Origin of the sequence: Knoellia sp. Soil729 (genome assembly GCF_001427985.1) — a bacterium.
Classification (GTDB): domain Bacteria; phylum Actinomycetota; class Actinomycetes; order Actinomycetales; family Dermatophilaceae; genus Knoellia.
On the sequence record NZ_LMSA01000001.1, the window covers coordinates 192,349 to 213,407 of the forward strand.

Below are 21,059 nucleotides of genomic sequence, written 5' to 3' on the forward strand. Positions count from 1 at the left end.
GCGGCCCTCCAAGTGGAGAGCCGCTCCGACGGAAATCGTGGGGTCAGCGTCGCAGGCCGAGGCGCTTGATCAGCGAGCGGTAGCGCTCGATGTCGATGTCCTCCAGGTAGCGAAGCAGTCGGCGGCGACGGCCGACGAGAAGGAGCAGACCACGACGGCTGTGGTGGTCGTGCTTGTGCTGACGGGAGTGCTCGGTGAGGTCGAGGATGCGCTGGGTGAGAAGCGCGATCTGGACCTCGGGCGAGCCGGTGTCACCCTCGACCGTCGCGTATTCGGTCATGATCTTCTGCTTGACGTCTGCGTCCAAAGGCATGGGCGAGGAGACTCCTTCTGAGGTGGTTGCGCGGCGCTTCCGGGCTGGTTCACCGGGGCACTCTGAATCCGCGGCCGGTTGTGACGGCGAGAGCAAGATTAGCAGCGCGCGGGGTTGCTCCCTAATTGCCCAGGACAGCCGGTATGCCGGCCAGTCGCCCGACGATGACCGCGAGCGCCTCGTCGATCTCGGCTGCGGCGGCTCGCGCCGCCTTCCTGCCCCGTCGGTACGGATCGGCCACGTCCCACGAGAGGCTGTCGGGACGCGCAAGCGCGAGGGCACCCTCCAGCGCCGCCCGCCCGCTCGCCGAGGTGGGAACCCGTTCGAGGGCATCGGTGAGCTGCTGCAACCCGAAGACCTTGGGTGCGTGCTCGGGCCATGAGGTGGCGATGCGCATGCGGTGCGCGTACTCCATCGTGACCACGACGTCGACGTCCGCGAGGATCTGCGCGCTGACCGAACGGCTGACGTGCCCGAGGTGGTCGGCGCCACGCTCGCGCAGCCGTGCTCCCATCTCGGGGTCCATCTCACGTCCCGGGAACCCGGGCACACCCGCGCTGGAGACGCGCAGTGCCGCTTCTGGGGGCGGTGGCGCGCCGAGGAGCTGAACGGCCCTGCGCTCGGCGTAGGGAGAGCGCGAGATGTTGGCCGTGCACACGAAGAGGACGTGCAGCGGTGGATGGGAACGCACCGCTTCGGCTCTCACCTCGTCAGGCTATCCGCGCAGACCTCCTCTCCCCGGCGAACCGCTGGATAGGGTGCGGGCAGACGTGCGTGCATGGGGCGCTGCGCTGACGGAAGGCCGGTCCGGTGGGCGAAGGGCTGCGACTGCACGGGCTCGGCGCCGTGGTCGAGGTCCGCTGCGTCGGTGCCGCCGCGGACGCGCTCGAGTCAGCGATGCGCGTCGCCTGGTCGCGCTGCCTCGTGCCCCATGGGGGCTCGCCCGTCGAGGCGGAGCCCTTCGAGGTGCGGTTGGACGACGCGGCCGAGCTTCCCCGCCGGATGATGCTCACGACCCAACAGGTCACCACTGCGCTCATCCGCTCTCGCCGTGGAGAGCTGCTCATGCTGCACGCGGGTGCGGTGAGCGATCCGGGCACCGGACGCAGCCTCGTCTACGTGGCACGGGGCGGGACCGGCAAGACAACCCTCAGCCAGGTCCTGGGACGCAGGCTCGGCTACGTGACTGACGAGACGGTGGGCATCGACCAGTCGGGCGCGGTTGCTCCCTACCCCAAACCTCTGTCCGTACGACGCACCGAGCTCCCCGAGCTCAAGGACGAGGTCTCCCCCGACACGCTGGGGCTGCTGTGCGCACCCGCACGCCCGCAGGCGACTCGAGTGGTGCTCCTCGAACGGCGCCCCGGCACGGTGTCGGCGGAGCTGCACGAGCTACCACTGATGGATGCCGTCATGGCGCTGGTCGGGCAGACCTCGGCGCTGGACGAGCTGCCTGCCCCGCTGCAGCGGTTGGCAGCCGTCATCGACGACGTGGGGCCGGTCATGTCCCTGCGCTACGGCGATGCCGCCGATGCGCAGGAGTCGCTCACGACGCTCCTGCGGGAGAAGTCGTGAGGGTGCAGCGATGGGAGCCCACGGATGCGCTCCTGCGCGACGACGTGGCCCTCGTGTTCGTACGCGGCACCGTCGTGCGTCTCAGCGAGCTCAGCACCGCGATCTTCACGCTCACCGAGGACCCGATCGCCGTGGACGACCTTGCCGCAGAGCTCAAGACGCGGTTCGGCGCTCCCAAGACCGGTTCGACCCTGGACGCGACGAAGGATGCCGTCGCGGACCTCATCCGCAACGGCATCCTTCGTCGGGTCTGACGAGTTCGGGAACGCGTCAGGACGACTTGCTCACGGAGCGCAGTTGTCGCACGGCGGAGTCGAGGCGAACGAGAACGGGATGGTGAACCAGCCCTCGCCCGGCGGGTTGGTCGGCGGAGCCGGGGTGTAGGGGTGGTCGGGGTCCCCACCCTGGGTCTGGGTGTGTCCCCAGGCGATGACGAGCCGGCCGATCGCATCCGTGTTGGCGCTGTTGGAGTTGGTGCCCGCGTTGATGATGATCTGGACGTTGCCGCCGGCCGGGATGAGCAGCGCGGCCGGAAGGGGTGCTCCGATGACGCCACCGGTGTACAGGCGGGCGGTGCTGTAGGAGAAGGGGACCGACGAGGTGACCGCGAAGTAGGGGTCCAGCTGCTGGTCGATCGTCGGGTAGATGTAGAGGTCCACGGCCGTCGGGTTGGTGATGGTCACCAGGAAGGTGTAGCCCTTGATGAACCCGTACTGCTTGAAGCAGCTCTCGCCGGGCTGCTTGCAGGCGTTGGTGATGACCCCGCTCGGGCCGCCGGACGACGTGGCGTAGGCCGGCGTGGCGACGACGAGGGGCACGACGGGTATCGCCCATGCCGCTCCCTTGGCGATGGTGCGTCGCGAGATGCGACGGTCCTCGCGCTGTTCGGTCATGACATGCTCCCCTGGTTGCGATCCTGTGGTCTGTGCTGAGCAGCACCGGCCCTGTGCGCCGTAACCCATTTGAGCGCAGATCTCAGGCTGCTGGTTCCAACCGTGGGAAAATAGGCTTTGACCAGCCCACTTGGGGGGGCCACGGGCTAGTCACTTCGGGCGAGTAGCCAACCCCTGTCGACAAGGTCACGCAGGTGAGTGGTCACGTCCCCCTCCAGCATGTCGCGGGCGACCCCCATCGTGCGGCCCACCTCAGCGACGACATCCTCCTCTCCGTCGGCGGCAAGGACCCAGATCACGGCCGAGGCGCCGTGCAGCACCACCGGGGGGCCGTCGGGCAGCTGCATGAGGAAGACCTCAGGGGCATCGCTGTCGCCGGGAATGACGAACGCCACCCGGCGTGGCACGCAGAAGCCGCTCATGCGCCCCACCGGTTGTGGGCGGCAGACCGGAGCAGCAGCAGCACCTCCCGGACGCCGCGGCGTCCGCTCGCGACGTAGGCGAGTGCGAGCTCCCGTCGGCTGGGCGGTCGCCCGAGGATGGTCGTCATGCGGTGGCGGTTGGGCACGACCAGGCGCAGCCCGGTGCGCAGCGCCCCGCGTCGGGTGCCGGCCGCTCCCACCCGCGCCAACCAGAGGCGACCGCGCGAGGTCTCCCCCGACGAGAGCACCCGCCAGAGGTCATAGCCCGGCTCACCGACGTGTTCGTGCAGCCTGCCCGTTCCTGCTGCCAGGGCGACGCCTGCACCGATCTCGCCGGCGAGGGCGGTCACGCTCTGGCGCTCCTCCTCGGTCGCCTCCCGCCAGCTCTGCTGGATGTCCGGATGGTTGAGGGCGCCAGCACGCGTCGCGTGCAGGATGAGGATCAGGCGTTGCGCGGCCACGGAGGGAACCGCACACGCCACGCCTGCCAGGTCCATGTCGTGCCGTTCCACCCATAGCCGCTCGAAGGCCGTCGCCGCGTCACCGTCGACCCCCGGGAAGCGTCGATGCACGTCGACGGGCGCCAGGAAGGGATGCACCAGCGTGGACGCGTGCTCGAAGGCAGAGCCGTCCTCGAAGAGGTACTGCGTCTGCCACCCGTGGTCGTGCATCGCCGCGATGAGCTGCTCGACGTGGGTGGGACGGACCAGGACGTCCGCGTCGATGCTGTGCCGTGTCCCGCCGCCGAGACTGTCGTCCACGGCTGGACCCTTGATGTGCAGGAGGTCGACGCCGTGGTCGTCGGCAAGGGTCTGGAGCACGGCGTGCGAGAAACGGATGCCCACGGACCAGGGCATCGTCGGGGCTTCCACACCCTGACATTAGCGAGTCGGGGATGCCCCTGTCCGGCCGCTGCTACTGTGCGAACGTCCGGCCCGAGAGGGCGCGCTGCCACCTTGTCCCTGGGGGATTTCACGTGAAGGTCGTGGTGACCGGAGGCGCGGGCTTCATCGGCTCCAACCTCGGTCGTGAGCTGCTCGCTCGGCCCGAGGTCACGGAGGTCGTCGCCTTCGACGACCTGTCGACCGGATCGCGTACCAACCTCGACGGCACCCAGATCCGCCTGCACGAGGCGAGCATCCTCGATCCTGCTGCTCTGGACGAAGCCTGCGCGGGCGCGCGTGCGATCGTCCACCTGGGCGCGCTGCCCTCGGTCCCCCGTTCCGTCATCGACCCCGTCGCCTCGCACCATGCCAACGCCACCGGCACCCTCGAGGTGCTCCAGGCCGCTCGGCGCGCCGGTGACCTGCACGTCGTCTCCGCCTCGTCCTCGTCGGTCTACGGCGCCAACCGCGAGCTGCCCAAGCGCGAGAGCATGCGCACCGCGCCGATCTCTCCGTATGCCGTGAGCAAGCAGGCGACCGAGGCCTACACCCTGTCCTTCGGTCACACCTACGGCCTTCCCACCCTGGCCTTCCGCTTCTTCAACGTCTACGGTCCCCTGCAGCCGGCCGGTCACGCCTATGCCGCGGTGCTGCCCGCGTTCATCGACGCTGCCCTTCGTGGCGTGCCGCTGACCGTCCACGGTGACGGCGAGCAGACCCGCGACTTCACCTTCGTGGGCACGGTCACCCGGGTGATCACCGACGCAGTCGTGCGTCGCGTGACCGACCTCGAGGCCGTCAACCTGGCCTTCGGGAGCCGCACCTCGCTCAACGCCGTCGTCGACGAGCTGGCCGACATCCTTGGTGAGCGCCCAGCCGTCGAGCACGTCGAGACGCGAGCGGGTGACGTGCGGGACTCGCAGGCGGACAACTCGAGGCTGCTGGCGCACTTCCCCGACGTCTCCCCGGTGCCGCTGCGCCAAGGCCTTGAGGCAACCGTCGACTGGTTCCGCACGCTCCCCGACTACTCCTGAGGAAGCCGCGGGCGTGCGACGGCTGTGGGCGCTCGTCGGCTGGGCCGAGGCATTGGGGCTCTTCGTCCTCGTGGCCTGGGCGACCTGGTCGACCGTCCTGACCGTCGCGCTCGACGGCACGGCGGTCGGCCTCGTGCCGTACGTGCTCTCCCCCGTCGTCCTCGTCGCCGGAGTGGCAGTCGGCACGGTCATGGCTCGCCACCCCGTCACCGCGGGCACGGCACTGGCCCTGCTCGTCGTCGCCGGCGCCCTGGTCCTCGGGGCGGTCCTCACCGCGGGGCCGGGCAAGCAACCGACCGGCTATGCCAACGCCAACGCAGCGCTGGCGGTGCAGGTCTCCGCCCTGTGCGGCCTCGCCCTGCTGGGGTCTTCCCCGCGCCGTCGATGGTTCCTCGGTGTCGCCATCGCCCTGGCTGTCCTCGCAACCGTCCTGAACCGGTCGAGGGGCGGCGCTGCGCTCATCGTGCCGGTGGTGGCAGTGGTGGCACTTGCGTGGTGGCGCCGTCCACGCGGTCGGGCGTGGCCGCGGCTCGCCGTGGTGGTGGGGGGCGTGACGACGGTCACCGCAGCCTGCGTCGTCGTCGGGGTGGCGCGGCAGGCAACGTTCGCTCCCTGGGCGGTGCGGCTGTTCGACCCGGTGCGCCGACAGCTCTGGCACGACGCGATGGCGCTCTGGGACGCGCGCGCGATCACCGGCTCGGGGCCGGGTTCCTTCCGAGGAGCCACGTCACTCGCCAGCGATCCCGACACGTTGAGCGCCCACTCCGCCGTGCTGCAGATCGGCTCCGAGACGGGATGCGTCGGCGTGGTGCTGTTGGGGGTCGTCGGCCTGGGAGGCATGCTGTGGGCCGCGCGGGGCCGCCCCGCTGCGGCCGTCATCGGGGTGGCTGCATGGACCGCCCTGCTGGTGCACTCCGACGTCGACCACCTGGTGGAGTTCGGCTCCGTGGTGTTCGCAGCCGGGCTCGTCGTGGGGTGGGCGGGTGCAACCGGTCGGTCAGAAGAGCTCGATGTCACCCAGGGTCAGGGCCCAGTCGCCGGGTGAGGGCGGCGCGGACGCGAGGGGGCGGGTGGTGAGCAGCGGCCCCTGTCGCGGCAGGGGCAGGAGCCCGGCTGAGGGTCCGGTGCGCAGCCCGATCGCGTAGTCGGCACCGGTCTCGACGAGGACGCGGCGCACGAGTGCCGCCCCCGCTCGTCGGTTCGGCACGAGCTGCTCGATGATGGCGGCCTCGACCGCGTCGCCGCGCCGGCGCAGCCGGAAGACCACCCCACCACCGGCCGGGTCGCCCTCCTGCGCGAGAAGCAGGCGGTAGCACAGTGGGCCGAAGTGCGTGCGCCACGCGAGGTACTCGGGTGTGCGATGCGTCCTCACGCCCGTCGTGGGCGCGTGGGCGATGAGCTGTTGGGCCAGGTCCCGGTCGGCGAACGCTGTGGTGGCATCCACTCCCACCTCAGTCGCCTCCGACCACAGGGAGGCCGGCACTCGCGACGTCACCATCGAGACCAGCGACCGCGGACCGCGTGGCAGAACGCCGACGGGAAGCCGGCGGGCGAGGCTCCAGCCCATCTTGAGGTAGCCGGGACGGCTCTGGTCGTTGGGCGTGTTGAAGACGAGCGCGTCCCCGGCGAGCGTCAGCTCACTCACCCCCTGGAGCGTGAGGGTCCGGAAGATGCCCAAGCCTCGGTATGCCGGGTCGGTGGCAGTGTCGACCGCGCGCACCGCGCGTAGGACGCGTGCTTCAGGGGTGAGGAACTCCCATCGCAGGAAGGTGCGGTAGCCGACGACCACTCCGTCGTGCAGGGCCACCCAGGACGGCGAGGCGCCGAACGGGTTCTCGCGGTGCTTCCAGTGCAGGAACTCCTCGTAGTGAGGGTCGTCGACCTTGCCCAGCGACGCTCGCAGCATGGGCAGCACGCTCGCATCGTCACCCGGCTCGGCCGCACGCACCACGAGGTCCTTGGCGTGCACCGAACTCATCCCTGCCCCGCTTCGTCGTTGGTAGCCTGAGCCGAGTTTAGGGCCGCACCCGGATGCCATGTCCGTGTTCCGAGCCGCAGGCACCGGGGAGGCAGGGCATGGGCTCGACATCGCGGTCCTCGATGCGGATGCGCGTCCTCTGGCTCGTCAAGGGCCTCGGCCCCGGGGGCGCCGAACAGCTCCTTCTCCTCGCCGCGGGGGTCGTCGACCGCGACAGGTTCGACTACCGGCTCGCCTACGTCCGCGCGGACAAGACGCACCTCGTGCCGGAGTTCGAGGCCGCAGGCCTCCTGCCCCAGCGACTGGGCGCCGGGGCCCCAGGGCCACAACGCCGAGCGGCATGGCTGCGCGACCTCCGAGAGGCGATGGCCGACGTCGATGTCGTGCACGTCCACTCCCCCGTCCTCGCGTCCGTCGCCCGGGTCGTGGCCCGGACCCTTCCGCGTTCGCGGCGGCCCCTCGTGGTCACGACGGAGCACAACGAGTGGACGAGTCACCGCCCTGCGACCCGCCTGGCCAACGGCCTCACGGCACGCCTCGACGCCCACCACTGGGCTGTCTCAGAGCAGGTCAAGCACACGGTGTGGCCCTCGGAGCGAGGAGGCTACGAAGTGTTGATCCACGGTATCGACCCCACGCTGGTTCGTCCGACTCCCGGTGTGCGACAACGGGTTCGCGCAGACCTGGGGGTGGGTGAGGGCGAGGTTCTCTCCCTCACGGTGGCCAACCTGCGCAGCAACAAGGACTACCCCAACCTCCTGCGTGCGGCTCGCAGTGCCCTCGATGCTGATCCGAGCCTGCACTTCGCAGCGGTGGGCCAAGGGCCTCTCGCCGACGAGGTCACGGCGCTGCACGCCTCCCTCGGCCTGGGCGACCGCTTCCGCCTCCTCGGCTTCCGGCGTGACGTCCACGACCTCATGGCTGCCGCGGACATCTTCACCCTGGCCTCCGCTCATGAAGGCCTTCCCGTGGCCGTGATGGAGGCCTTCGCCAACGCCTTGCCGGTGGTGGCGACGCGGGTGGGCGGCCTTCCCCAACAGGTCACAGATGGGGTGGAAGGACTTCTCGTCCCACCCGGTGACGCAGATCGGCTGGCCGACGCAGTCCTGCGGCTGGCGCGCGAGCCCGAGCTGCGCGCACGCATGGGTGCGGCGGCCCTGCAGCGCTCCACGGCATACGACATCCGCCACGCAGTGGCGGCACAGGAACACAGGTATGCCGCGTTGTCCGGACAGTCCTAACCGCTCAGTCCGACAGCCTTCCCGAGCCTCACCGCCGCGGCATACGCACGCTCCGGCCCGAGCGCCCCAGTGAGCTTTGCGGCGAAGAACGACTCGGGGTCGGACTGGCGCACCGGCACGCGTCGCAGGCGCATGCGGTCGGTCCCGGGGAGGTTACGGCCCAGCACCGCCGTCGAGGCGCTGCGGAAGCGCCTGCGCAGGTGCGGCTCCATCGCAGCGACGGCAATCCCCCACGGGTAGGTGAAGTGCTGCGGGGTGATGCCGAGGTGGTGCTGGATGGCCTCCGTGCAGGCGTCGAGCTCCGCCTCGGTGAGGACCTCGGGTCGCACGTGGTGGTGCGTGTGGTTGCCGATGGTGCACAGTCCCGACTCGGTGAGCTCCCCCAGCTGCTGCCAGGTCATCCCACGTCCGGAGTGCTCCTTCGCGGTCGAGCCCTCCCAGAGCATCGTCTCCCCGATGAATCCCGACGCGAGGTAGACGGTGAACGGCAGGGCCCGCTCACGCAGCAGCGGCCACGCGTTGGCGTGGACGTCGTCGAAGCCGTCATCGAAGGTGAGCACCACCGAGGGCCGGGTGTCCCCGGCGTCGAGCCGGTCAAGGGCGGCGTCGAGTGAGACAACGTCATGCGACGCAAGGCGGTCGAGCTGCGCCTCGAAGTCCGCCATCGGCAGGTCGAGCTCATCGGAGGTGCCACCACCGATGCGGTGGTAGATGAGGAGGCTGGCCCCGCTGGCGGGCGTGGTGCGACCCGCGCCGGCGAGCGCGTGCTTGAGCCATCGACGCGCTCCCCTGCGGTCATCGGCGGCCACGGGCCAGCTCCCTCCTTCTCGGCCTCGGCGTGACCTGGTCCCTGAGCACCGCCACGCTGGGCAGGGCGAGGAGCACGAGGAAGAACGGGATCATGAGCACACGCTGCCGGGCCAGGATCCCGAAGTTGCCGAAGCCGGAGAAGGCCCAGATGAAGGCGCAGCAGTAGACGACCGTGAACGTGACGTAGGGGTTGCGCCGCAGCAACCGTGGCAGCAGTCGCAGCTGGGGCCAGGCCTTCACCGCGAGATAGATGAGCAGCAGGCCCTCCAGGCTCTGCATGAGCATCTGGGCGTTGTGTGCTTCGAACGGGAACGGGCGGAACAGGACCGTGATGATGGCCGACGGGATGTCCGCTGGCGAGCTGATCGGCGCCGACTCGAAGGACGAGTTGCCCTCGCTCGCCTGCTGCGACGCCTCGTCGACGGACTGCGTGATGCCCTGCACGGAGAGGTCGTCGATGCCGAGGAAGGCCGCCGACTGCGTGGTGAGGATGAGCGCGGCCGCACCCATGACGAGCACGCCCGCGACCTTGCTGAGGATGCCCGTGCTGCGCGCGCTCGTCGGGCGGAAGAGCTGGGCGATGAACAGGGCGGCGAACAGCAGGACCGAGATGTGCGGGCGCAGCAGGGCCGTGCCCGCTGCACCGATACCGAGCAGCAGGATCGCGCGGCCGAACCCGTCGTGGGCGAAGAGCCGCGCGGCGCCGAGCGCTGTGACGCCCACGAAGAACATCAGCCACGACTCCTTGCCGATGCTGGAAGGCCAGTAGAGGAGCGACGGGAGGAAGAGCACGAGCACGGCATACCTCTTGCGGTTGCCGTCCGGCAGAGCGACACAGAAGGCGCGGTACAGGAAGTACTGACCCCAGAAGGCGAAGGAGGCGAAGATGACGAAGGCGGCCAAGGGGGATGGGCCGATGACCGTGTAGAGAGCGGTGGTGATGGTCTCCATCCACTGCGTTCCCTGCTTGCCACCGACCTCGAAGGTGATGATCCCGTTGCGCCAGTTCTTGTACTGCATGGCCGCGTACAGGTTGTAGCGCTGTGCGTCAGCCGCGCCCGCGTAGACGATGTAGGCGAAGTAGTAGCGGGCCAGTGCTCCGGCGAGCTTGGCCGCGAACGCTGCACCGAGCAGACCTGCGAACCACGACTCCTCCGAGTCGCGCACCACATGCCGGATCAGCAGGGCGTTGAGGCCGACGACGACGGGGATGACGATGGCACCGCCCCAGAAGTTGTAGGAGCTGGTGCCCAGGGCGAGCTGGAACGTCGCGGCGACGGCGCACCCGACGGCGACAGCGAGCGCGAGACTGAGCGCCTGACGCTGGGTGGCGGTCACTGGGGCTCAGAGCGAGGACGAGGTGCGTCGATCGTGGCGGCTCTCACGGGGGCGCTCGTCACCGGTCGTGGGCGGATGCAGCTCGTCCGCGACAGGCTCAGCAGCGCGCAGCTGCTGACGCTTGCGACCCCGTCGCGCCTTCTTCTTGGACTGCCGGTTCTCGCCGTAGCCGTAGCCGTAGGCGTCGGCGCGCATCGTCTGCGCTCCGACGATGATCACGCCGCTCACGGGAACCTGGAAGCGGCCCACGAGCTCCGCCACCCGGTTGCCCGAGACCTCGGTCAGCCGGCCGCTGCGCACGACGAGGAGGAGGGTGTCGACGGTGGGCAGGACGTCGAAGACGTCACTGGCCTCGAGCAGGGGCGCACTGTCGATGAGGATGACGTCGGCCAGGTCCCTGGCTTGCTCGAGCATCTGGCCCATGCGGCTCGCGAGCGCGGCGGGGTGGGCCAGGCTGGTTCCGGCGGTGATGATGCGGACGTTCGGCACGCTCGTGGGCCGAACCACGGCGTCCAGGGCGGCACCGTCCGAGGGGTCGCTGAGGTAGTCGGAGATCCCCGCGCCCTGGGGCACGTCGAACGCCGTGTGGATGTCCGGTGAGCGGAGGTCCGCGTCGAGCACGAGGACGGTCTGTCCCGTCTCGGCGAAGCTCGCCGCCAGGTTGGCCACGCTCGTCGTCTTGCCCTCGGCAGCGTGCGCCGAGGTGATGAGGACCAGCCGGCCACCTTGGCGCGAGCGGGACTCCTCGCCGCCTGGGCGACGCGGGGTGTAGTCCCCCGGCATGATCTGACCCGACGTGTGGACGAGAGCCGTTCGTGCCGCGCGGTAGCCGTCGCTGTAGTTGCTCAGCGGGTCCGAGGCGACGGCGATCGAGGCGGAGTTGCGTTGCGACCTCTTCAGGCGTGGGATCTCGGCGATGATCGGCATCCGCAGGGCGGAGGCGATCTCACCACGCGTACGCAGCCGCGAGTCGAGACGGTCGAGCAGGAGCGCGAGCCCCAGCCCCACGAGGAGCCCGAGGAGCGTGGCGATCGCCGTACGAGGACCTCGGCCGGGCGGGATGACGAACCCACCGTCCGTCGCGGCACTGGGGATGGGGGTGGCCGGCTGCAGGAGGGAGAGGGTGGTGGTCTCGGCGCCGGGACGCTTGCGCTCCTCGATGAACTTGACCGTCTCCGTGGCAAAGGCGTTGGCCACCGCCGCCGCCTGCTTGCCGTCGGAGGCCGTCGCCGAGACCGTGAGCGCCTGGGCCACGGTGTCCGGTGTCACCGTGAGACCGGACGCGAGGAGCGCCGGGTCACCCGTGAAGTCGACGCGTGCCGCTGCGCGTTTGGGCACCTCGCCGCTCGTCATGTAGAGCGCGATGCGACCAAGGTTGGTCGACCCGGTCTCGGGGTCGTTCGACCCCACGAGGAGCGTGGCCGTCGCCGTGTAGGAGCCGACCTTCTTCGTCGTGTCGGAGCTCGCGGGCGTGATGAACCACGTGGCTGCACCTGCGACGAGGGCGCAGATCAGGATGACGGGCCATCGGTGCCGGAACACCTTGATGTAGTCCTGCAGAGTCACGTGGTCACTCCCAGCCTCAACCCGCGTGCGTCCCCCCACGTCAGCATGGAAAAGCCTTCCGTTCGGCAGGACAGTCGGCGTCCAATCTAGCTGCGGCACGAGCACCGCATCAGTACTTTGCTCGAACCTCCTCGGCCCTGGGCCAGGTTTGCCAAGATGGAGGGCAGTGACCGTCCGATCGGGGGAGAGTGGGGAACCGTGCGCATTGCCCACCTCACGACCGTGGACATGAGCCTTGCCCTGCTGCTCGCGACCGAGCTCGAGGTGGACGTCGCGGGCGGACACGAGGTCTTCGGCATCAGCGCGCCCGGTCGCTACGTCGCGCGAGTGGAGGCGCTGGGCGTGACCCACGTCGGGCTGCCTGCACTCACCCGCTCGTGGAACCCCCGGCAGGATGTCGCCGCCTTCCGCGAGCTCGTGCGCACCCTGCGGTCCCTCCACCTCGACGTGCTTCACACGCACAACCCCAAGACCGGGGTGATGGGCCGGATCGCGGGGCGGCTCGCCGGCATACCCGTCGTCGTGAACACGTGCCACGGGCTTTGGGCACGGCCCCAGGACCGGTGGCGCAAGCGGGCGTTCGTCTATGGCGCCGAAGCGTTCGCGATCCGGTTTTCCGACTACGAGCTGTTCCAGAACGCCGCGGACCGCGACACCCTGCGGCGGTTCCTCAAGCCGGGCCGGCACGAGGTTGTGGGCAACGGCGTGGACCTCGAGCGCTTCCGGCCCGACCCCGAGGGCCGACGCCGGGTGCGCGCCGAGCTGGGCGTGGGTGATGACGAGCTGCTCGTGGGGACGATCGGGCGTCGCGTGGCAGAGAAGGGCCTCGTGGAGTTCGCCGAGGTCGCGGAGCAGCTCGGGGACAGGGCGACGTTCGTCTGGGTGGGTCCCGAGGACGGATCCGACACGCACGTCTCCGTCCCCCACGAGGACGCCGTGCGCTTCCTCGGCGAGCGCTCCGACATGGCCGCTGTCTACTCAGCGCTCGACGTCTTCGTCCTCGCCTCGCACCGTGAGGGCTTCTCGCGCGCCTCCATGGAGGCCGCCGCCTGCGGGGTGGCCATGGTCCTCACCGACATCCGTGGCTGCCGAGAGATCGGCAGCCACGAGGTGCACGTCCTCTCAGTGCCCGCCGCCGACCCACAAGCGCTCATGTATGCCGTGCAGCGGCTTCTGGACGACCCTGACGTGCGTGGTCGGCTGGGTCGTGCCGCGCGCGGGCGCGCCATCGAGGAGTTCGACCAGCGCGAGGTCGCTCAGACGTCGCTGCGCAGCTACGACGCGGTGCGTCGAGGTGGGTCGAGGTCGCGGAGGCGTCGGGCGGGAGTCCCCGCATAGACCCCGTCGGGGGCACAGTCTGTCGTCACCACGGCTCCGGCCGCGATGATGCAGCCATCACCCACGGTGACACCCGGCATGATGACAGCTCGGGCGCCGATCCAGACTCCGTCACCGATCGTCACGGGTGCCCATTGGAGCGCACCTGCGCGACGACCATCCGACCCCACCTCGTGGGTGGTGGTGAGGAGCAGGGCTTCTCGCGCGATGTCGCATCGACGACCGATCCGAACCCACGCGTACTGGTTCTCGATCACCACCCCCGGCTGGACGAACGTGCCGTACCCAATGGCCACTTTTCTGGATCCGATCCGCACGCCGGCCTCGATCCGAGCAGCCCGGTCGACGTCGACGCCGATCGCGCGCAGCGGATAGTGACGGAACGGTCGTGGGATCAGCCCGGAGGCGAACACGGGAGCCGGAAGCGTGCGCCCGAGCCCGGGCCAGAGGCGGCGTACCAACGTCACGCGGCGACCCTATCGTGGGCGGAACCCGAAGCCACCCCGGTCATGGGGCGCAGACTCGGTGGCCTTTCACCCGACGGCGGCTCCCGTAGCATCGTGGCGTGAGGAGCGGGAGCGGTCGAACTGTCAGCGTCATCGTGCCCGTGTTCAACGTCGCCGCCTACGTCAACGAATGTGTCGAGTCCGTTCTCTCCCAGTCACACTCGCAGCTTGAAGTCATCCTTGTGAACGACGGTTCAACCGATGACAGCGGGGCACTCTGTGATGCCTTCGCGGCAAGAGACCCACGGGTGCGCGTCATCCACCAGGGCAACGCCGGCCTGAGCACTGCGCGCAACGTCGGGCTCACGTCCTCGACCGGCCGCCTCGTGACGTTTCTCGACGGCGACGACTGGTGGAACCTCGGCTTCGTCGCTGCCCTCGTCACGGCGCTTGACGACCACCCGAGCGCGACAGTCGCGATGTCGTCCTACGCCCGGGTCCCCGGAGGCCCCTGGGTCGCCCCGGTGACCGAGACCACGGTGCTCTCGGTGGCGGAGGCCCTGGGCCTGTTCGCCGGCCCGGATCATGGCCTGTTCACGACCGCGTGCGCCAAGCTCTACCGCCGGGAGGTTCTCGAGGGGGTGACCTTTCCGCCCGGACGGCTGCACGAGGACGAGTTCACGACCTACCGGGTGCTCATGAGTGGGCCCGTCGCACTGGTGCCCGAGCCGCTGTACCTGTACCGCCAACGCAGCGACGGGATCACGGCCTCGATCCTGACGCCGGCGCGGCTGACCGACGCGATCGAGGCGGCGGACCAGCAGGCGGTCGACCTGCTGTCGGCGGGGCACATGCGGGCGGCCGGCTGGGCTCAGGACCAAGCCTTCCGGAAACGGCTGCGGCTGGTCGAGCTGGTGGAGCAGATCGGTGACCGGAACAGCGCTGCCGCCCAGTCGGCACAATTGGCGGCCGCAGCGCGCACCGGCACAGCGCTCCCCCGGCCGCGGGCCCTTCGCCTGGCCCGTCTAGCGGCGGCTCGGTGGCCGAGGAGCACCGTACGGGCCTTCAGCCTGTTCGGCCGCGCACGCAACTCGATCCGTCGCGGTCCCGTGGGCTGATCGGCAAGTCCCCGAATCGATCTGGCGCGGGAGATATCCTCGGGTGCGACGGGCCGGAGCGGACGTCACCCGACGATCAGGGGACCTCAACCACCATGGCAAAAAGGGCGACGGAACACCGCGAACGAGGCGGCTGGTCCGCGTTATGGAGGCTCGGCGCTGGACTGCGGGGGCGCATTGCGACCCTTGCGCTCGCCTCGTTCAGTGCCGCGATGGTCGAGGCGGTCTTCCTGGTGCTCGTCACGGGGCTCCTCCTCGCCCTGACAAGTGGGCGTGATGTCATCGGACCGGTCGTTGGGCGTGAGATCTCCATCAACACCGCCCTCGCCGCAGCCGCCGTCGGTCTGACCCTCCGCTTCGTCCTCAACATGTTCACGTTGCGACAGGCCGCGGCCCTGAGCGCCGCCGTCCGGACCAACCAGCGCCGTCGCCTCGCGCACGCCTATCTGGGCGCCTCGTGGTCGGTGCACCAGCAGGAACCGTCCGGTCGGCTTCAGGAGCTCCTCACCTCGTTCGTCTCGCGAGTCCTCGTCGCGGTCGCGGCTGCGATCCAAGGGCTCACCTCCGCCCTCAGCGTCGCGGCCTTCCTCGGTGCCGGGCTCGTGATCCAGCCTCTCGCCACCCTTGCCGTACTCGCCTTCCTCGCCGTGCTTGCGGCGCTCCTCGGTCCGTTGCGCGGTGCGATCCGTCGGGCGGCCATCCGGTCCAGCGCCGCCGACCTCAGCTTCGCCACGTCTGTCGCCGAGCTGGGTGCCCTGGGTCGAGAGATGCAGGTGTTCGGAGCACGACGCGCCTTCCTCGACCGTGTGGATCGCCTGACCGATCTCGCGACCGAGGGCCAGCGACGCGTGCAGATCCTGTTCGGCTCCCTGGCCCCCACCTACACCCTCTTCTCGTACGGAGCAGTGCTCATCGCGGTCACAGCGCTGAGCCTCGTCGAGGTCGACGACCTCACGACGATTGGTGCGGTCACTCTGCTGATGCTGCGCTCCCTCACCTACGGACAGCAGCTGGTGTCGGTGCAGGGCACTGTGGTGTCCTCGCTCCCCGCCCTGGAGGAGGTCGAGGAGACGGCCCGCCGCTACGAGTCCCGTCCCGCTCCCGGTGGAACCGTGACGCCGGACGAGGTGACCCCTCTGGTGATGGACGACGTGCGCTTCTCCTACGACGGCTCACGCGCCACGCTGCAAGGGGTGAACCTGACGGTTGAGAGGGGCGAGATCCTCGGCATCATCGGACCTTCCGGGGCGGGAAAGTCAACGATGGCCCAGCTCCTGCTCGGGCTGCGCGATCCGAGCGGGGGCGCCATCGGTGTCGACGGTGTTGCTCTCGCGGACGTGGACCGTGGGTGGTGGACCCGCCGGGTTTCCTTCGTCCCACAGGACCCCGCCCTTTTCACCGGGACGGTCGCTGAGAACATCCGATTCTTCCGTGAAGGCATCGGCGACACGGACCTGCGGATCGCGGCTGAGCAGGGCAACGTCCTCGTGGACATCATGGCTCTGCCCGAGGGGTTCGACACCCATCTGGGCGAGCGGGGCGGGGGGCTCTCGGGTGGGCAGCGTCAGCGACTGTCGATCGCGCGAGCGCTGGCCGGGGCGCCCTCTTTGCTCATCCTGGACGAGCCCACCTCAGCTCTCGATGGCCACAGCGAGGCCCTGATCCGCGACAGCATCATCGGACTTCGCGGCCAGGTCACGGTGGTCGTCATCGCCCACCGCATGTCGACCATCGACATGTGTGACCGGATCATGGTCGTGGAGGGCGGTCGGGTCACGGCGCTGGGCACGCCGGCTGACCTCCAGACCTCGAGCGACTTCTACCGTAGGGCTCTGTCGAACGCCCGGATTCTCTCTTCGGACGACGAGTCGGAGCCCGGGCAGGCGGATGACGATCACCCTGCCGCAGCAGTGCGTTTCACCACGTAGACGAAGGTCTCCCCGACGAACGTCGCGGGGCGCGCACCCCGGGCCGGCTTGAGGGTCGGGCGACGAGGGACGCGCACCACTCCCTCGGGCCCCTGAGTCGCGAAGGCGACCCGCACCCAGCCCGTGCCACGCACACGACGACGAACGGCCTTCGCCAGCTGTCGCGGTGTGCGCACAGAAGAGGAGTCAGGAGTGGTGGTCGTGGCCTCCGCCAGGACCAGCCCGTGACGCTCAGCGAGCTCGGCAATCCCGCTCGGGAAGGCGAAAAGGATGTGGTCCGCGTTCTCCCAGCAGTCGCCGCGCTGCCCCGCCGCGACCCGGTGCGGCGCCCACGGGTTGGGGGTGGTGATGATGAGCTCCCCGTCGGCCGTCAAGAGGTCACGAGCCGAAGTGAAGAGCATGTCGAGCGCCGGGACGTGCTCGATCAGCTCACCCGCGACGATGACGTCGAATGGGCCGGCCTCCCCGACCGGCCCCGGACCCGTGGTGAGGTCGTGCGCAAGCACGTGAAAGCCCACGCGGTTGAGGTGCTCTACTCCCTCCTCGAGGACATCGACACCGAGGCACGTCGCCGCCACCTCGGCGACACGTCTGTGCAGCCAGTCGGGGGAGGCCATCCGTGCCACGTCGTGCGCCACGCAGCCGATGTCCAGGACCCGGCGCCCACGGCACCGATCGAGGATGAAGTTGATGCGGTCCTCGATGGGCTCGCGCCACGCGGCACGCAGAGTTCGCGCTCGGAAGGCGAGGGCGCAAGGGTCGTTCGGGTCGTCGGTGATCTCCGACCACCGAGACAACCCGTCGCTGGAGCCTGCGAGGGCTCTGTCGTATGCGGCGGAACGGTTGTGCTTCATGGCTCTCCGTCTGTTCACCGTGGCGTCGAGCCTGAAGGATATCGGCGGTGACGACGCGCGTCAGGCTGTTCAACCAGCCCGGGCAACTCCACTCCTCGGCCTCAGAGCAGCGTGTCGTAGACCTCGCGCATCAGCCTTCCCGACTCCTTTGGGGACCGTCGCGCGCGGACCGCCTGGGCCCCGCGGGCGCGTTCCGTCCACATGTCGGGCTGGAGCAGATCTGAGATGGCAGACGCCAGTGACCCCGCGTCGCGCGACGGTACAACGAGACCTGTGCCGTCCTCGCGGACCGAGCGTCCCAGCGCGCCGACCTCGGTGACCACAACCGGCCGACCGTGCGCGTACGCGTCGTGGAGCACGCCCGACTGCGACGCGAAGGACGTGTACGGCAGGACGACGATCGACGCCTCGGCGTACAGACGGTGCTTGTCCGCCATCGTCACGAAGCCGATGCGCGCCTCGATCCTCGGGTCACTCGCCGCGGCCGCTCTGGCGATGGCCTCCTCGCGCGGGTCCCCGCGTCCCGCGATCACGAACCGGACGTCCTGACCCTCGAGCAGCCTCGCCGCCTCAACGAGGACGGACAGCCCCTTGTTCGGACGCAACGCCCCGAAGAACAGCACGAGGGGCGGCCCGTCGGGGGGTGGACCGGCGAGGGCGTCCGGGACCGGGAGCACCGGCAGGGGAACCACGTGGATCGACGAGGCTCGCAGGCCAAAGTCCGACACCAGCGCCTCCCGCAGCGACTCGTGCGCGACCACGTGCGCGTCGGCACGGTCGTACGTGCGTTTCAGGACGAGGTGCTCGGCGCGGCCGAGACGCGCCCGGTGCGGCAGGACGTCGTGCACGCTGAGCACGAGAGGTGCGCCCGGTCTGATGAACGAGTCTGTGAACCGATTGATGTAGTGCAGGTGGACGAGGTCGAAGTCGTTCGCCCGGAGCGTCGCCCGTCGAGCTGCCGCTCGCTGCCAGTAGGTAGCGGCTCGTGACGCCAACCACGCGGAGCGGCCGACGGTGCGGTTGACGTCCGGCAGGTCACGCACCACGGTCACCTGTCCGTGCGTGCCGCCGGGCGGCGCGACTTCCTGGTCGACGACCTGCATGACGATCGACTCCCCAGCCCGCGGCGTGTTCTCAGCCCACGCCAGCTCTTCCTCGCGAGCGAAGGGGAAGTACCAAAGAAATTGCACGCGCTATTGCTACCACCTCTCGGTGCTCCGTCGGCCGGCTTTCAGCCCCGGCGCGGCGTCTGCGCCGTCGCCCGTCTGCGCAGGGCCAGACCCCGACTCTTGAGCAGCACAGCCGTTCGCCAGACCCGGGCGAAGGCTGCCGGGGATCCGGCCGAGAGCAACCATAGGCTGCGGTAGGCGCGACCCATACCGGGAACGCGGGCCATCTCGCGCGCGTAGTCCCGGGCGAAGGACTGGTAGGCGCTCAGGAAGTCAGCGTTGCGGTCCCATGCTTCGCCGGCCTCGATCCGCTCGACATGCTTGCTCGCGTGAAGCAGGTACGTCACCAGGAACTCGGCGAACTGCTCCGGCGGCGCCGTCCGGCGGGCGAACTCGATGTTGTCGCGCAGGATCGTGATCAGGTCCGTCGAAAAGGAGACGCGGCGCACGTTGTCCGAGACGCTGCCCGGCCGGTGCCGGTAGCCGTAGACGCCCGCGTCCGTCCGCGCGCATGTCGTCGCCTCGTGGAACATCCGTGGCATGAAGGCGAGGTCCTGATGGAGCAGGCCCACCGGGAAGCGGGGCCCACCCTCGAAGAGGTCACGGCGGAACAGTTTCGCCATCGGGCCCCACTGGGGGCGGACACAGATGATCTGGAGCAACTCGTCGGCGGCCGACGACGTCGTCGTCGTCGTTCCCAGCGTGAAGGTGGGCTGCCCCGGAGCGGCGAAGGGTACGATCTCCCCCAAGGTGATGTCCGCCCCTGCGGACAGCGCCACGCGCGTGAGTCCTGACACGAGATGCGGTGCCACGAGGTCGTCGGCGTCCACGAAGGTGACATAAGCACCACGCGCCTCGTCGATCCCTCGGTTGCGCGCCACCGAGGACCCCTGCTGCGGCTGGTGGATGACGCGCACCCGGTTGTCGCGTCGGCCCCACTCGTCGCACATCGCCTCGCTGCCGTCGCTCGACCCGTCGTCGACCAGCAGGACCTCGATGTCGGGTTCTGTTTGGTCGAGGATGCTGGCTACGCAGGCGTCGAGGTACTCCCGGACGTTGTGGACGGGCACGACGAGGCTGACCTGCGGAGTGTCCTTCACGGGGCGGACTCGACGAGGGCCATCAGGTTGCGCCGGAACGTCTCCGGCGCTTGGAACGAAAGGTCACGGTCCGGGAGGTTCCCCCGCGCGGTCGGCATGACGGACCAGTCCAGATCCCAGGTCTCGGTCCTGACGACACCGGAAAGCGAGCGCGCCTCGGGGTGGGTGAGGATGCCGATGTCCCGGGACACGACGACGGGCGCATGCCTCAAACCGTCAGCGATGCTCCAGCCGAAACCTTCCGACTTGGAGAAGCAGAGGTATGCCGCGCACCTCTCATAGAGCCACCTCAGCTCGGCGGGTGTCGGGTCCGGCACGTGGACCAGCATGGGATGCTCGCGTAGGGCGGGTGGGACGTGGGTGTCGATGCCTCGGTTGGTGTGACACCACACGATCGGCAGGCTGGCGCCCTCCAGTGCCCGCTCCAGGTCGTCGACGCCCTTGATCGCCCCGTACGGGTTGAATGCCGTCAGGCAGAACTCCGACGGGACGGGGGTGCCCGGCTGGTCCGCGCGATCGCTCAGCGGGTAGAGCGGGGGCGGGAGCAGCGTGAGTCTTGGTCCGGCGTCGACGAGGCCGACGTTGTCAGGGGCCTGCAGCGCCACGAAGTCGTAGCCGTGCGCGTCGTCCGCGGTGACTTGGTTCCCCGACGGCACCAGCAGCCGGACCTTGGCTCGGACCGCACGGTTGACGTTGACCCCTTGGTACAGGCGGACGTGGACGTCGTACTCGGGAAACAGCTGGGCGCGAGCGGGATTCACGATCCTCGCCACGGCCCCGTTCACGCCCGAGGCGCTCTTGGAGCCGATCCACCGCCAGTGGCGCGAGTCCCACACTCGTCGCGCACCACTCATCTGGCCGCCGGAGATCTGGCGCCGCGCGACCACGTCCACGCTGTCCTCGGGAAGGGCCCGCAGGATCGACGCCACGGCGCGCTGCGCGCCCCCGGGACCTCCCACAGTGCCGGCGCTGACCAGGACACGCAGCCCCCTGTCCTTGGTTGCGTTCACTCGCCGGACGATACCCAAAGGAGTCGCCCCCGGCGAGGCCGG

22 protein-coding genes are annotated in these 21,059 nt (G+C 69.6%); 8 read left to right on the plus strand and 14 right to left on the minus strand.

Features of this window, described 5'->3' with window-relative positions; all coding sequences use genetic code 11:
* Window positions 1–43: 43 nt before the first annotated feature.
* Both rpsO and ASG74_RS00915 read right to left on the minus strand, forming a co-directional pair.
* Window positions 44–313 carry a 30S ribosomal protein S15 gene (gene rpsO / locus ASG74_RS00910; protein ID WP_056138017.1) on the minus strand — a complete coding sequence of 90 codons (270 nt, stop codon included), beginning with the start codon at window positions 311–313 and terminating at the stop codon, window positions 44–46.
* A gap of 121 nt (window positions 314–434) precedes the next feature.
* The gene (locus tag ASG74_RS00915; RefSeq protein ID WP_235498752.1) at window positions 435–1,019 is read right to left on the minus strand and encodes an arsenate-mycothiol transferase ArsC; all 585 of its coding nucleotides are present in this window, start codon (window positions 1,017–1,019) and stop codon (window positions 435–437) included.
* Between the two features lie 104 nt (window positions 1,020–1,123).
* Here ASG74_RS00915 and ASG74_RS00920 point away from each other — a divergent pair, with 104 nt between their 5' ends.
* Both ASG74_RS00920 and ASG74_RS00925 read left to right on the plus strand, forming a co-directional pair.
* A complete protein-coding gene (locus ASG74_RS00920) occupies window positions 1,124–1,888 on the plus strand; it encodes a hypothetical protein (protein ID WP_056138020.1) in 765 nt (254 codons plus the stop codon).
* Window positions 1,885–2,142 carry a hypothetical protein gene (locus ASG74_RS00925; protein ID WP_056138022.1) on the plus strand — a complete coding sequence of 86 codons (258 nt, stop codon included), beginning with the start codon at window positions 1,885–1,887 and terminating at the stop codon, window positions 2,140–2,142. Before ASG74_RS00920 ends, ASG74_RS00925 begins: the two co-directional genes overlap by 4 nt.
* A 30-nt stretch (window positions 2,143–2,172) precedes the next feature.
* Here the strand turns inward: ASG74_RS00925 and ASG74_RS00930 are convergent, their stop codons facing one another.
* The 3 genes from ASG74_RS00930 to ASG74_RS00940 all read right to left on the minus strand — a co-directional run bounded on the left by ASG74_RS00930 (window position 2,173) and on the right by ASG74_RS00940 (window position 4,075).
* Window positions 2,173–2,781 carry a hypothetical protein gene (locus tag ASG74_RS00930; protein ID WP_056138023.1) on the minus strand — a complete coding sequence of 203 codons (609 nt, stop codon included), beginning with the start codon at window positions 2,779–2,781 and terminating at the stop codon, window positions 2,173–2,175.
* Between the two features lie 146 nt (window positions 2,782–2,927).
* Window positions 2,928–3,203, minus strand: coding sequence for a hypothetical protein (locus ASG74_RS00935; RefSeq protein ID WP_156465233.1), 276 nt, complete (start codon window positions 3,201–3,203; stop codon window positions 2,928–2,930).
* Window positions 3,200–4,075 carry a nucleotidyltransferase family protein gene (locus tag ASG74_RS00940; RefSeq protein ID WP_235498753.1) on the minus strand — a complete coding sequence of 292 codons (876 nt, stop codon included), beginning with the start codon at window positions 4,073–4,075 and terminating at the stop codon, window positions 3,200–3,202. Before ASG74_RS00940 ends, ASG74_RS00935 begins: the two co-directional genes overlap by 4 nt.
* Window positions 4,076–4,179: 104 nt before the next feature.
* Between ASG74_RS00940 and ASG74_RS00945 the strand changes: the two genes are divergently transcribed.
* Together ASG74_RS00945 and ASG74_RS00950 are read left to right on the plus strand one after the other, a co-directional pair.
* Complete coding sequence (locus tag ASG74_RS00945; RefSeq protein ID WP_056138027.1) at window positions 4,180–5,121, plus strand: NAD-dependent epimerase/dehydratase family protein; 942 nt, start codon at window positions 4,180–4,182, stop codon at window positions 5,119–5,121.
* 13 nt (window positions 5,122–5,134) lie between these two features.
* Window positions 5,135–6,166, plus strand: coding sequence for an O-antigen ligase family protein (locus ASG74_RS00950; RefSeq protein WP_056138030.1), 1,032 nt, complete (start codon window positions 5,135–5,137; stop codon window positions 6,164–6,166).
* Here the strand turns inward: ASG74_RS00950 and ASG74_RS00955 are convergent.
* Window positions 6,119–7,099 carry a GNAT family N-acetyltransferase gene (locus ASG74_RS00955; RefSeq protein WP_056138032.1) on the minus strand — a complete coding sequence of 327 codons (981 nt, stop codon included), beginning with the start codon at window positions 7,097–7,099 and terminating at the stop codon, window positions 6,119–6,121. The two genes, ASG74_RS00950 and ASG74_RS00955, sit on opposite strands and share 48 nt — an antisense overlap.
* Window positions 7,100–7,197: 98 nt before the next feature.
* Here ASG74_RS00955 and ASG74_RS00960 point away from each other — a divergent pair, with 98 nt between their 5' ends.
* Window positions 7,198–8,340, plus strand: a complete 1,143-nt coding sequence (locus ASG74_RS00960; RefSeq protein WP_056138034.1) for a glycosyltransferase — start codon at window positions 7,198–7,200, stop codon at window positions 8,338–8,340.
* Here the strand turns inward: ASG74_RS00960 and ASG74_RS00965 are convergent.
* The 3 genes from ASG74_RS00965 to ASG74_RS00975 are packed head-to-tail and all read right to left on the minus strand — an operon-like array spanning window position 8,337 to window position 12,054.
* Entirely contained in the window at window positions 8,337–9,149 is an 813-nt protein-coding gene (locus ASG74_RS00965) for a polysaccharide deacetylase family protein (RefSeq protein WP_056138036.1), read from the minus strand. The genes ASG74_RS00960 and ASG74_RS00965 overlap by 4 nt on opposite strands.
* Window positions 9,136–10,488, minus strand: a complete 1,353-nt coding sequence (locus ASG74_RS00970; RefSeq protein WP_056138037.1) for a hypothetical protein — start codon at window positions 10,486–10,488, stop codon at window positions 9,136–9,138. Before ASG74_RS00970 ends, ASG74_RS00965 begins: the two co-directional genes overlap by 14 nt.
* A 6-nt stretch (window positions 10,489–10,494) precedes the next feature.
* On the minus strand, window positions 10,495–12,054 hold the full coding sequence (locus ASG74_RS00975; protein ID WP_056138039.1) for a CpsD/CapB family tyrosine-protein kinase: 1,560 nt from the start codon (window positions 12,052–12,054) through the stop codon (window positions 10,495–10,497).
* A gap of 198 nt (window positions 12,055–12,252) precedes the next feature.
* Here ASG74_RS00975 and ASG74_RS00980 point away from each other — a divergent pair, with 198 nt between their 5' ends.
* Window positions 12,253–13,392, plus strand: coding sequence for a glycosyltransferase family 4 protein (locus ASG74_RS00980; protein ID WP_235498754.1), 1,140 nt, complete (start codon window positions 12,253–12,255; stop codon window positions 13,390–13,392).
* On the opposite strand, the gene ASG74_RS17850 is transcribed toward ASG74_RS00980, so the two are convergent.
* Entirely contained in the window at window positions 13,329–13,859 is a 531-nt protein-coding gene (locus ASG74_RS17850) for an acyltransferase (protein WP_082569440.1), read from the minus strand. The genes ASG74_RS00980 and ASG74_RS17850 overlap by 64 nt on opposite strands.
* 134 nt (window positions 13,860–13,993) lie before the next feature.
* On the opposite strand from ASG74_RS17850, the gene ASG74_RS00985 reads away from it, so the two are divergent.
* Window positions 13,994–14,956, plus strand: coding sequence for a glycosyltransferase family 2 protein (locus ASG74_RS00985; RefSeq protein WP_442910076.1), 963 nt, complete (start codon window positions 13,994–13,996; stop codon window positions 14,954–14,956).
* Between the two features lie 212 nt (window positions 14,957–15,168).
* Window positions 15,169–16,884, plus strand: coding sequence for an ABC transporter ATP-binding protein (locus ASG74_RS00990; protein WP_235498755.1), 1,716 nt, complete (start codon window positions 15,169–15,171; stop codon window positions 16,882–16,884).
* Here ASG74_RS00990 and ASG74_RS00995 read toward each other — a convergent pair.
* From ASG74_RS00995 to ASG74_RS01010, 4 genes are all read right to left on the minus strand, one after another.
* Window positions 16,851–17,738, minus strand: a complete 888-nt coding sequence (locus ASG74_RS00995; protein WP_056138046.1) for a class I SAM-dependent methyltransferase — start codon at window positions 17,736–17,738, stop codon at window positions 16,851–16,853. The genes ASG74_RS00990 and ASG74_RS00995 overlap by 34 nt on opposite strands.
* 101 nt (window positions 17,739–17,839) lie before the next feature.
* Window positions 17,840–18,928 carry a glycosyltransferase family 4 protein gene (locus ASG74_RS01000; protein WP_156465234.1) on the minus strand — a complete coding sequence of 363 codons (1,089 nt, stop codon included), beginning with the start codon at window positions 18,926–18,928 and terminating at the stop codon, window positions 17,840–17,842.
* Between the two features lie 41 nt (window positions 18,929–18,969).
* Window positions 18,970–20,007, minus strand: coding sequence for a glycosyltransferase family 2 protein (locus ASG74_RS01005; protein WP_056138050.1), 1,038 nt, complete (start codon window positions 20,005–20,007; stop codon window positions 18,970–18,972).
* Complete coding sequence (locus tag ASG74_RS01010) at window positions 20,004–21,017, minus strand: hypothetical protein (RefSeq protein ID WP_056138052.1); 1,014 nt, start codon at window positions 21,015–21,017, stop codon at window positions 20,004–20,006. The genes ASG74_RS01005 and ASG74_RS01010 overlap by 4 nt, the downstream gene beginning before the upstream one ends.
* Between the last annotated feature and the right edge of the window lie 42 nt (window positions 21,018–21,059).